We start from the raw sequence: 12,220 nt of genomic DNA on the forward strand, positions 1-12,220 counted from the left end.
AGGTCTGGACAACCGACCGAGACCGCCGCGGCCGCACGGCCAGGAGAATCTTCCGGGTGGTCGTGGTGCCGGTCGGCTCAGGTCTCGATCTCGGCGCACGCGGAGCAGGAACCGGTGATCGAGCCGGCCGTCCGTGGCGCCCGAACAATCGGCAACCGCCGCGAACTGGGTAGACACGCTGCTGGGTTGCCGGGACCGGCTGTCACGGCCGGCTCGTGCTCCGAGCTGTGATGACCTACCGCCGGCAATGGCGTGGAGGATGAGTGGGAGGACATCACGACAACCCGCAGAAGCGGAAGGTTCCCCGGGCAGGCTCCGGTCGAACAGTCAGTAGGCTTCTCGATGTCGAATCCCGAGTACCGGTACACCGGCCCAGACCCCGCAGGGCACGGCCACGGCTCATCCGCACAGAATCCGGCCCCGGACACCCGGGGCCTGCCCATCGGCCGACACCGTCACGACCTGCCGTCTGGTCACGACTTCCCTTCCGGGGATGAAAGCCGTTCCCGGCACGGCAGTCGTACCGAGCAGGACAGCCGTTCCGGGCAAGGAAGCCACTTCGAGCACGGCGGCCACATGGACGCCGGTGGCGGCGGTGGTCACGATCGGCATGCCGGACACGGGGCACACGCGGAGATGTTCCGCCGCCGGTTCTGGGACTGTCTGATCCTGTCGGTGCCGGTTGTCGGATCCAGCCATATGGTTGCCGAGCTCCTCGGATACCGGCTGCCGGATTCCCCGGGGGTCTCGTGGATTCTGCCGGTCCTGGGCACGGTGATCTTCGTCTACGGCGGAATGCCGTTCCTCACCGGCGGCTGGACCGAGCCGCGTTCCCGCCGGCCCGGGATGATGCTGCTGATCGCCATGGCGATCACCGTCGCGTTCGTTGCCTCCTGGATCACCACGCTCGGGATCGGCGGGTTCGACCTCGACTTCTGGTGGGAACTGGCCCTGCTCATCGTCATCATGCTGCTGGGACACTGGCTGGAGATGCGGGCGCTGGGTTCGGCATCCGGGGCGCTCGACGCGCTGGCCGCGATGCTGCCCGATACCGCGGAGAAAATAACCGATGACGGTATCGCCGAAGTGCCGTTGACCCAGCTGTCCCGCGGTGACCTGGTTCTGGTGCGTGCCGGGGCGCGGGTGTTCGCCGACGGCACGGTCACCGACGGCCGCGCCGAGGTCGACGAATCGATGATCACCGGTGAGTCGAAAACCGTGAGCCGCGATATCGGCGAGACCGTGGTCGCCGGCACCGTCGCCACCGACAGCGCCCTGCGAGTACGGATCACCGCGATCGGCGAGGACACCGCCCTGGCCGGTATCCAGCGCATGGTCGCCGACGCCCAAGCCTCTTCGTCCCGTGCCCAGGCGCTGGCGGACAAAGCCGCCGCATTCCTGTTCTATTTCGCCGCCGGTACCGGTGTACTGACATTCGCGATCTGGGCGCTGCTCGGCAACCTCGACGAGGCGGTGGTGCGCACGGTAACCGTTCTCGTCATCGCCTGTCCCCACGCCTTGGGTCTGGCGATCCCACTGGTCATCGCGATCTCCACCGAACGGGCGGCGAAAGCCGGGGTACTCGTCAAAGATCGTCTCGCGCTCGAGCACATGCGGACCGTCGATGTGGTGCTGTTCGATAAAACCGGCACCTTGACCCAGGGCCGCCATCAGCTCACGGGGGTTACCGCCACCGCCGGTACGAGCGAAGAGAATCTGCTCGCGCTCGCCGCGGCCGTCGAAGCCGATAGCGAACACCCCCTCGCTCGGGCCATAGTGGCCGCAGCCGAAACCCGCGCCCCGGAACCGGAACAGTTGACCGCCGGCGATTTCCGTTCACTGCCCGGCCGCGGGGTACGCGCCCGTGTCGACGGCACCGAGGTCACCGTCGGCGGTCCGGCCATGCTCGCCGATTCCGGGTTGCCGGTGCCCGACGATGTCACGACCGTCACCCGCGGCTGGATACAACGCGGCGCCTCGGTGCTGCATATCGTCCAGGGTGACCGCGTGCTCGGCGCCGTCGCCCTCGAAGACGCCATACGCGACGAATCCCGCCGCGCCATCGACGCCTTGCACGACCGCGGCGTGAAGGTCGCGATGATCACCGGCGATGCCCGTCAGGTCGCCGACGCCGTCGCCGCCGACCTCGGTATCGACGAGGTATTTGCCGAAGTGCTTCCCGAACACAAAGATGCGAAGGTCACCGAACTGCACAACCGCGGGCACAAGGTCGCGATGGTGGGTGACGGTGTCAACGACGCTCCCGCGCTGGCCCGCGCCGATGTCGGGGTGGCGATCGGCGCGGGCACCGATGTCGCCATCGAGTCCGCCGGTGTCGTCCTCGCCGCGAACGACCCTCGCGCGGTGCTGTCGATCATCGAACTGTCCCACGCCAGTTACCGGAAAATGTGGCAGAACCTGCTCTGGGCCACCGCCTACAACAACATCATCGCCGTACCGCTGGCCGCGGGTGTGCTGGCCTTTGCCGGTATCGCGATCTCTCCCGCCGTCGCCGCGGTGCTCATGTCGGTGTCGACCATTGTCGTCGCGCTCAACGCTCAGCTGCTGCGCAACCTGGATCTCGACCCCGCCCGCCTGGCCGGTCCGCGCCCATGACGGCGATACCTGCCGGGACTTCTGGTGCGCGCCGAGACTGCTAGGGGCAGTGGTGAGGCGAACCCGAACGCGGCCGTCCCCCCGGGGGGCACGAGAACTCGCCCAGTTGTACAAGAGCGGCACAGCATCACGCCGGTTCGGACGGTCCGCGGGGCCGGTTGTGCCTCCTAGAGTCGCGTTGACCAGACTGGGAGGTAGGCAATGACCACAGTTCAGGTGTCCCATGGGGCACAACCAGATCAGGTACGCCACATCCGGACCGAGATTCCCGGACCACGTTCGCGTGCGCTCGCGCAGCGCCGGGAGGCCGCTCTCCCAGCGGGTTTGGTCAGCGGTGCGCAGGTGTACGTGCAGGCTGCGGGCGGCGGAGTGGTGGTGGATGCCGACGGGAACTCGTTCATCGATTTCGGCAGCGGTATTGCGGTGACGACTGTCGGAAACGCCGCGCCGCGGGTGGTCGAACGGGTGACCGAGCAGGTGCGGGCCTATACCCATACCTGTTTCCTGGCAACGCCGTACGAGCCGTATATCGCGGTCGCCGAGGAGCTCAATGCGCTTACCCCGGGCGAGCACGAGAAGCGGACCGCTTTGTTCAACACTGGGAGCGAGGCGATCGAGAACGCGGTCAAGTACGCGCGGGCCTTCACCGGCCGTCCGGCAGTGGTGACCTTCGATCACGCTTTCCACGGTCGAACGCTGCTGACGATGAGCATGACGGCCAAGAACCGGCCGTACCGTCGGGCGTTCGGCCCGTTCGCACCCGAGGTCTACCGTGCGCCCCTGCCATACCCGTATCGGTGGCCGAGCGGGCCGGCGAACGCCGCCGACGAAGCGTTCGCGCACCTGGAACTTCTCGTCGATTCACAGGTCGGGGCGGAAGCGGTGGCCTGCCTGATCATCGAACCGATCCAGGGCGAGGGTGGATTCATCGTGCCTCCGGCAGGGTTCCTGCGGCGGGTAGCCGACTTCTGCCGGGAACGCGGCATCGTCTTCGTCGCCGACGAGGTACAGACCGGAATAGGCCGCACAGGCGCCTGGTTCGCGTCGGAACACGAGGATCTGGTGCCCGATCTCGTGGTCACCGCCAAGGGGCTGGCAGGCGGGATGCCGCTGGGCGCGGTGACCGGCCGCGCGGAGATCATGGACGCGGCGCCGACGGGCGGAATCGGCGGGACTTACAGCGGTAATCCCGCTGCCTGCGCGGCGGCGATCGCGGTCTTCGATACGATCCGCCAGGACGGTCTCCTGGAACGCGCCCGCGTTATCGGGGCCAGGATGATGGACGAGTTGTCTGATATCGCCCGCGGTCATGCCGCGGTCGGCGAGGTCCGTGGCCGGGGCGCGATGGTGGCGGTCGAACTCGTACACCCCGGAACGAACAGTCCGGACCCGGCTGCTGTGTCCGGGCTCGTCCGGTACTGCGAGAAGCACGGCCTGCTCACGTTGACCGCCGGTACCTATGGGAATGTGCTGCGCTTCCTGCCGCCGCTGACCATCTCCGACGATCTGCTCGCCGAAGGGCTGGGGATTCTCCGGGCGGGTTTCGCCGAGGGCGCATATCCGTCACCATGACGAACTCGTCGCAGCTCGTTCGGCAGCCGGCCAGCGGGCTCCCAGCGATGGGCCGGCCAGCGGGCTCCCAGCGATGGGCCGGCCAGCACATGCCGATATCGCCGCCGCGCACCCGGGTCGAACGCGCCCGCGCGAAACTCGACCGTCGGCGGTTCCGGTCCATACACCCGCCGACCTCGGCCGACTGGTGCCGGTAACCGGTTGATGAGTTCGGCCATGAGGCGGTGCCACCCGGTGTCGGTCGCCGATGTCGTTCCGAGGCCAGCGGCTCCGTCGGCCGGTTCCGGTCGGTGCCGATGGTCTGCCCTGGATCAGCGGGACCGCGAATTGCCTCGGTGGCCACGGACCCGGGTCCGCCGCCGGGGTCGCCGGGGTCCATTTGGTTCCGGACCCTCGCAGCTCAGGGGGCCGTGGATGAATCCCGCCTTCGGCAACCGGGCGCGTTGTGTTATTCCGGACAGTCGGGGACGGCAGGATGCTGCGAAGTGTCCGAGACCGAGACAGGACACCGAGGTCTCGCCGTTATAGGGAACGGGTAGCGAACGGAATTCGGGCTCCAAACGTATGACCAGCTCTGGTAGCGATCAGCTATTTCAGAAGTGAAATAGGGTTACTTAAACGAAATACACAATTGCAAACCCGCAGCTATTCTCGCTGGACAGGCTAGGAGGTCAGCGGTGGACTCGACGCTGCGCAGTATTGTCGGTAACAGGTCGCTCGGGATACGGGTGCTCGTCGGGGAGGAACGGCTCGATACCGATGTGTCGTGGGTGGCGACCAGTGAACACGAAGACCCCACTCGCTATCTGAACGGTGGGGAAATACTGCTCACCACAGGTATGCAGTTTCCCGCTGGTCGTGATTTCGGCGGATATGTCCAGCGTTTGGCCAAGGTGGGGGTGGTGGCGCTCGGGTTCGGACTGGGCCCGGTGCACGACGCGGTCCCCGGGGAGTTGATCGCGGCCGCGCAGCGGTGGGGCATCGTCCTGCTGGAAATCGCGCCGCCCACACCGTTCATCGCGATCTCGAAAGCGGTGGCGGATGTGATCGCCGAACGCACTCACACGGTAGAGGCCCGCGACAACCGGCTGCGCGAGGCCCTCACCCGGGCAGCGCTACGGGGTGGTGCCGAAGGTCTGATCGATTCGCTCGCCAAGCAGGGCGCCTCCTGGGCGGCACTGCTCTCGCCGGTGGGCGTCGTCCGGACAGTCGCCCCGCGCCGGGCGGTCCACCGGCTCGACGATATCCGTGATGTGCTGGCCCGCACCCGGGAAGCGGGAGCGTTCGGCAGTGCCTCGGTGATCGCGAACGGCGAACGGATCGAGATACTGCCGCTGGGCGGGCGTTCCCGCCACCTCGGGACACTGGTGGCCGGCGGGCTGCCGGAACTACCCGGGCAGCGTGACCGGCTCGGCTCGATCGCCGCCGATGTGCTGGGTTTCGAGCTGGAGCTGGAGACCACACGCAAGCTCGCCGAACGCCGGCGGATCGACTCGCTGGTGATGATTCTGGACCATCGCTTGCTGTCGGCCGATCAGCTCACCGTACTGCTCGGTGACCCGTTGGCCTCCGGCCGGATCGCGGTTGCCGTGATCCATGTGCCCAAGACGGAAATCGATACGGTGCGTGGCGATGTCGAGGCATACCGGTCCAATGTACTGGTCGCGCGGTACAAGAGCCGGCTTGCGATGTTCATGAACGAACGCCATCTCGACGCCGACGCGATCGAGCGCACTCTGGTCAACGCCAGTAGACACGCCGTAGGCATCGTGGTCGCACCCGGTATCGAACACGCCGAGCGGGCACTCAAACAGGCCGATCGCGCCGCCACCGCCGCCGCCGCGACCGATATGGGCGTGCTCGAGGTCGGGGGCCGGATCGGTCCCACCTACTCCGCGATGCTGGTGGCCGCCGACGAGGGAGATATCGCGGCCAGCATTTTCGCGCCGATCGAAGTGGCCGACGGGCAGCGCGCCGGAGATCTGTGCCGGACCCTGATCGCCTGGCTGGGGCTCAACGGCCAAGTGGAGCCCACCGCAGAACTGCTCGGCGTCCACCGGCATACCCTGCGTGCCCGGATCCGCCGGTTGGAACGTCTGCTGGGTAAGCCGCTGTCCGATCCGACGCTCCGTGCCGAAGTCTGGTTCGCGGCACTGCAACGCTATCCGCAACTATCCGAACAGGCGATGGATCGGATGCGAAATTGTCCATTCGGGAGTGTCCGTGCCGTGTGACCCCCCTCTTATGGTTGACCCATCGACGGTAACCGGTGGCCCAACGCCACGGAACCGCGGTCGAACTCTCGCTCTCTGCGGAGATCCGCCGACGACGCCGTGTCGTCTCCTCGTATCCGGGGCGAGAAACGTGGGAACAGGTCAACCGGTCAGGAAGGGCCCACACATGAAACCTCAGCGAAAGACTACCGCCGGGCGAAGAGTGCGAATACTCGGCATCGGCGTAGTGGCGGCCCTTGCGCTTACTGCCTGCGGAGCCTCGGGTTCGGAATCCGATGGGCCCAAGGTCGTTGTGGGCGGTTCGGATATCGGGATCGCCGCGCTCATGGTGGAGGCGATCGAACAGGCCGGTTCGGAACTCGGCGTGGAGGTCGAGTACAAGCCGATGGCGCAGAAGACAGCGCAGATCGCCCTGACCAACGGTGATATCGATATGGGCTTCATGAGCATGGTGAACCTGGCCGCGGCCCGCGAACAGGGACATGAAGTCGTGGGGGTCGCGCCTACCTGGGCAGCCAACAGTTCGATGCTGGTGAAAGAGGGTTCGCCGTATCGATCCGCCGAGGATCTGAAGGGCGAGCCGGTGGCTTCGCTGCACCGGACGGTGAGCGTTTTCGCGGAATCGTACTTCGTGCTCGGGGATATGGGCATCGATATGGAGCAGGACTACCGGCTGATGCTCGCCGACTCCGGCGGTCTGCTGCAGGGTCTGCTCGACACCGGTGAGATGAAGGCGATCACCCAGTACGAGCCGAACACCACCCGAATGCTGTACGAGGGTGGTTACCGCGAAGTATTCCACACTTCGAACTACTGGCAGGACAAGGGCCGCGCGCTCGTACCGTCCCAGAACTGGGCGGCGCGTAAGGATTGGCTGCAGGCCAACGACCCGGACCTCATCCAGCGCCTGGCCGCACGGGCGACCGAGATCGCGAAAACCGACGCGTCCGTCTACGAGGCCAACGCCGATGCGGTGAATCTGCCCGCACCAGAGGGCACCACGCTGCTGTTCGAGCGGTTCGCCCCGCTGCTGCTGCTCGGCTACACCGGTGAGAATCTGGCGGCGGCGCAGGAAGAACTGGATCTCGCCAAGCAGCTCGGACTGCTGCACGGTGACCACGATGTGACCACTCTGGTGCTGGCCGCCGACGAAGAGGCGCAGTCGTGAGCGGCCTGTCCACCGCGCCGAAACCGGCCGGGGTACGCACCGAACGAACGAGAGTGACCGACGCCGAGGCGAAACCGTCGCTCACCGTACGGATCGCCGGCTCGTCCACCGTTTTCCGGCTGGCGTTTCTGATGACGGTACTGATCCTGTGGACCATCGGCAGTGCGACCGTGCTGGGCGATGTCCTGCCCAGCGTCACCGAGACCTTCGCCGCCCTGTTCGAATTGCTGACCGGCAGTCAGTTCTACGAACAGATGTTGCTCACCGTGCGGAGGGTGCTCGGCGGATTCGCCATCGCCTACATTGCGGCGTTCGTGATCGGTACGGCCATGGGGCGTTCGCGTAAGGGTGAATCGTTCTTCGAGCTGTTCATCGTGACCGGTATGTCGCAGCCGGGCATTTTCATCGCGATGATCATCCTGATCGCCCTGGGGCTGAAGGAGTCCAGTGCGATAGTCGCCATCGGTTATCTCGCCATCCCGATGATCGCGGTGAACTTCTGGCAGGGCACCAAACGGCTCGATACCGACCTCCAGGAGATGTCGCAGGTCTTCGGATACTCCCGGGTCACCCAGTTCCGGCACGTCATCCTGCCGCAGCTGGCCGGTCCGGCCATTACTGCGGCCCGGCAGGCCTTCGGTGTGTGCTGGAAGTACGTGGTGATGATCGAGCTGCTGGGGCTGTCCGACGGCGTGGGTTACCAGGTCAACCGCGCGTTCCAGCTGTACGACCTGACCTCCGTGATCGCCTGGACGGTCGGCTTCATGATCTTCGTGGCGTTGTTCGAGTACATCGTGCTGCGTCCTCTGGAACACCGCGCTTTCCTCTGGCGCGAGCGGCCGATGGGCAGGTCCGGCAACCGGAATACCGTGATCGAGGACGGAGACGAGAATGTCTGAGCCCATCATCACCTTCGACAAGGTCTGCAAGAGTTTCGATATTGCCGGCGGGGACTCGTTACAGGTACTCGACGATATCTCGTTCTCGGTGGGCGACGGCGAGTTCGTGGCCGTGCTCGGACCCTCGGGCAGCGGTAAGTCGACGCTGCTGAACATCCTGTCCGGCCTGCAGAACCCCACCAGCGGCCTGCTCGACGCACCGTCACCGGATGAGATCGGGTTCGTCTTCCAGCGGGCTCGGCTGCTGCCCTGGCGCACCGTCGAACAGAATCTGGGGATCACCCGGGCCGCGCGGGCGGAAGGCCGGCGCACACCTTTTCAACGTGATATCGCCGACTATCTCGCGGCGGCGGGACTGTCCGACTACGGCGGCTTCTACCCCGCGGCGTTGTCCGGCGGTATGCAGCAACGGGTTTCGATCGCGCGGGCCCTGGCCACCGAACCGGCCATGCTGCTGATGGACGAACCGTTCTCGGCATTGGACGAGATGACCGCACGTAAGCAGCGAGCCTTCCTGAGGGATCTGTGGCTGAAGCGGCGCTCGACGATCGTATTCGTCACCCACAATGTTATGGAGGCGATAACGCTTGCGACGTCCGTGATCGTGCTGTCGGCGCGGCCTGGGCGGGTGCTCGACCATATCGCAATCGACGCCGAGCATCCACGCAGCCTCACCGATCCCGCGGTCGAATCGGTGTACGGGCGGGTCATGGGCCTGCTCGGTGTCGGCGAACGCGACCGCGCGGCGCTATGAGCCCCGGCGCCTTGAACACCGCAGTCGGTTCACTTCGGGAACAGATCGCTAGATTGCGCGATCTCGGTGCGCTCAGGACGGTCGAGCGTCCGGTCTCGCCGGTCCACGAACTGGCCGCGGTCGCGCAGCGCTGCGATGTAGAGAACGGTCCCGCGCTGCTGTTCACCGACGTCGGAGAGCATTCCGGGCGGGTAGTGATCGGCACCGACGGAACCCGGGGCCGGGTGGCCGCGGCGCTCGGCGTCGCGGCCGGGGCGCTCACCGAACGGTACGCGCGGGCCCTGATCGACCCGATTCGGCCGGTCGAGGTCGACGCGGGGTCGGTACACGAGAACGTGCGGATCGGCGGCGATGCCGATCTGACCGAGCTGCCGATCCTCACCCATTTCGAACACGACGGTGGCCCGTATCTCACTTCTGGGATCGTGACTGCGGTGCATCCGCAGACCGGTGAGCGGAACCTGTCTTACCACCGGATGCAGGTGAAGGGCCCGCGGGAGCTGCGAATGGTGATCGTGCCGCGCCACCTGCACCGCATCTACGAGGCGTACGAGGCGATGGACCGGCCGATGCCGGTATCAATCGTGCTGGGCGTGGATACGCCGCTGCGGTTCGCCGCCGGCACCTCGGGCTCGGCGGTGCCGTTCGGTTTCGACGAATACGGGATAGCCGGCGGCTTGCGCGGCCGCGGTGAGGAACTCGTGCGTGGTATCACCAACGATCTGCTGGTGCCGGCGCACGCAGAGATAGTCCTGGAGGGATATGTTCCCGCCCACGAACGGGCAGATGAGGGTCCGTTCGCGGAGTTCGCCGGGTACTACAAAGGGGTGACCCCCCGCCATGTGGTCCGGATCGTGGCGATAACCCATCGCCACGATCCGGTCTATCAGGGACTGATCTCTGGCTCCACCGAACAGTTGCTGCTGATGGGGCTGCCGAATGAACCGGCGATGCTGACCGCTGTGCGCGGCGGCATCGCCGGAGTCCGGGCGATCAACGTTACCCAGGGTGGCCTGCACAAGTTCCATGTCATCGTCTCCGTCGACAAACAGCACGAGGGCGACGGCAAGGACGCGATCGTCGCCGCTTTCGCGGCCCACCGCGACGTCAAACTGGTCGTCGTCGTCGACCATGACGTCGACCCGTTCGATCAGGTGGCCGTGGAACGCGCCGTCGCCACCTGGTTCCGAGCTGACGAGGACCTCGTTGTCATCACCGGCGGCAAGGGCAACCCGGTGGACAAGCTGCTGACGGCGGCGGGCACCACCACCCGCATGGGTATGGATGCCACGGCGCCGCTCGCCCACACCTCGACCGATGCGCGGGCGGAGATACCCGGCGCCGCGCAGATCGACCTCGCCGACTGGCTCATCGACTGAGCCGGCACGGCCGAACCGCCGACTCCCTAGACAGACCGGGTGTGCCGATGCATGTCCGGAAGACATCCGAAGGAAACCGACGTGACTCTGGCAGCAGAATCCTCCGCGGGCGTTGATCTCACGGCCGCATCGCTCGACCGGGCATTCGTCGGTGGGCGATGGCTCACCGCCGATTCCGGCGCGGATATCGCCGTCACCGATCCGGCGACCGGTGAGCGCATCGGATCGGTCCCCCGGATGGGCCGCGCGGAAACCCTCGCCGCGATCGAGGCCGCGCATATTGCCTGGGGGCCTTGGCGCGCGCTCACCGCGGGCGACCGGTCGGCGGTACTGCGCCGCTGGGCCGGCCTGGTGTATCTGTACCAGGATCGGCTCGCCGAACTACTCACCGCCGAACAGGGCAAACCACTGGCGGAATCACGCGCCGAAATCGGCGCCTCCGCAGGCTTTCTCACCTGGTTCGCCGAAGAAGGCCGGCGTGCCTACGGCCGGACTATTCCGACCGATCGTCCCGATCGCCGGCTATCGGTGATCCGGCAGCCGGTCGGTGTGGTCGCCGCCATCACTCCGTGGAACTTTCCCAGTTCGATGATCACCCGCAAGGCGGGGCCAGCGCTGGCGGCCGGCTGCACCATGGTGGTGAAACCGTCCGAGGAGACGCCACTCTCGGCGTTGGCGCTCGCTCGGCTGGCCGAGGCGGCGGGCGTACCAGCAGGTGTATTCAATATCGTGACCGGTTCGGCGCGTGAGATCGGCGGCGCGCTCACCGGCAGTGAACTGGTGCGCAAACTGACTTTCACCGGCTCCACCGCAGTGGGCAAACTGCTGGCCGAACAGTCGGCGGCGACGGTGAAACGAGTCTCGCTGGAGCTCGGCGGTAACGCGCCGTTCATCGTGTGCGACGATGCCGACCTGGACGCGGCTGTCGCGGGTGCGATCGGGTCGAAATTTCGTAATGCGGGCCAAGCATGTGTGGCGACCAACCGAATCTATGTGCAGGACGGCATCTACGACCGCTTTGTCGATGCGTTCACTGCGCGCGTGCGCGATCTGGTGATCGGCAACGGCACCACCACGGGCACTCAGGTAGGACCCATGATCAATGCCGATGCTGCGGCGGCGATGTCGGTACTGCTGGACGACGCGGTGGGGGCCGGTGCCCGGATCGCTGGTGGTGGCGTACCGCATCCACTCGGTGCTGCCTTCTTCGAGCCGACCGTGCTGGTGGATGTGGCCGACGATATGGAGTGCTGTAGGTCGGAGACTTTCGGCCCGATTGCGCCCGTTATGTGTTTCCGCGACGATACCGAAGTCATCCGCCGCGCCAACGCGACCGCCTACGGCCTGGTCGCCTACTGCTACACCACCGAGTACCGGCGGCTCAACCGGTTCGCCGAGGAGCTCGAATTCGGCATGGTCGGAATGAACGATTTCTCGGTGTCCACCGAGGTGGCGCCGTTCGGCGGGGTGAAGGAATCCGGAATCGGCCGGGAGGGTTCGCAGGACGGGCTCGACGAGTACACCGAGGTCAAATACATCTGCACTGGCGGAATGAGCTGATCCGGCCCCCATTCGGAACGCAGTGCTCGGGGGCCGGG

General features: G+C 66.2%; 8 protein-coding genes. All 8 read left to right on the forward strand.

Going from position 1 to position 12,220, the window contains the following annotated elements:
* Nucleotides 1–576 precede the first annotated feature (576 nt).
* The 8 genes from NFL01S_RS25970 (at nt 577) to NFL01S_RS26005 (ending at nt 12,182) form a co-directional block, all read left to right on the forward strand.
* Nucleotides 577–2,616, forward strand: coding sequence for a heavy metal translocating P-type ATPase (locus tag NFL01S_RS25970; protein ID WP_062978919.1), 2,040 nt, complete (start codon nt 577–579; stop codon nt 2,614–2,616).
* Nucleotides 2,617–2,817: 201 nt separating this feature from the next.
* Nucleotides 2,818–4,188 (forward strand): 4-aminobutyrate--2-oxoglutarate transaminase, encoded by a 1,371-nt coding sequence (gene gabT / locus NFL01S_RS25975; protein WP_062978920.1) that lies wholly within the window; start codon nt 2,818–2,820, stop codon nt 4,186–4,188.
* Between the two features lie 677 nt (nt 4,189–4,865).
* Nucleotides 4,866–6,422, forward strand: coding sequence for a PucR family transcriptional regulator (locus NFL01S_RS25980; RefSeq protein ID WP_084493257.1), 1,557 nt, complete (start codon nt 4,866–4,868; stop codon nt 6,420–6,422).
* 166 nt (nt 6,423–6,588) lie between these two features.
* Nucleotides 6,589–7,590 (forward strand): ABC transporter substrate-binding protein, encoded by a 1,002-nt coding sequence (locus NFL01S_RS25985; protein WP_168433939.1) that lies wholly within the window; start codon nt 6,589–6,591, stop codon nt 7,588–7,590.
* Complete coding sequence (locus tag NFL01S_RS25990; protein ID WP_062978923.1) at nt 7,587–8,489, forward strand: ABC transporter permease; 903 nt, start codon at nt 7,587–7,589, stop codon at nt 8,487–8,489. The genes NFL01S_RS25985 and NFL01S_RS25990 overlap by 4 nt, the downstream gene beginning before the upstream one ends.
* Nucleotides 8,482–9,243, forward strand: a complete 762-nt coding sequence (locus NFL01S_RS25995; RefSeq protein WP_062978924.1) for an ABC transporter ATP-binding protein — start codon at nt 8,482–8,484, stop codon at nt 9,241–9,243. Before NFL01S_RS25990 ends, NFL01S_RS25995 begins: the two co-directional genes overlap by 8 nt.
* Before the next feature lie 11 nt (nt 9,244–9,254).
* The gene (locus NFL01S_RS26000) at nt 9,255–10,622 is read left to right on the forward strand and encodes a UbiD family decarboxylase (RefSeq protein WP_168433940.1); all 1,368 of its coding nucleotides are present in this window, start codon (nt 9,255–9,257) and stop codon (nt 10,620–10,622) included.
* 81 nt (nt 10,623–10,703) lie between these two features.
* On the forward strand, nt 10,704–12,182 hold the full coding sequence (locus tag NFL01S_RS26005) for an NAD-dependent succinate-semialdehyde dehydrogenase (protein ID WP_245670884.1): 1,479 nt from the start codon (nt 10,704–10,706) through the stop codon (nt 12,180–12,182).
* Nucleotides 12,183–12,220 lie beyond the last annotated feature (38 nt).

Source organism: Nocardia flavorosea NBRC 108225 (genome assembly GCF_001613385.1).
GTDB classification, from domain to species: Bacteria; Actinomycetota; Actinomycetes; order Mycobacteriales; family Mycobacteriaceae; genus Nocardia; species Nocardia flavorosea.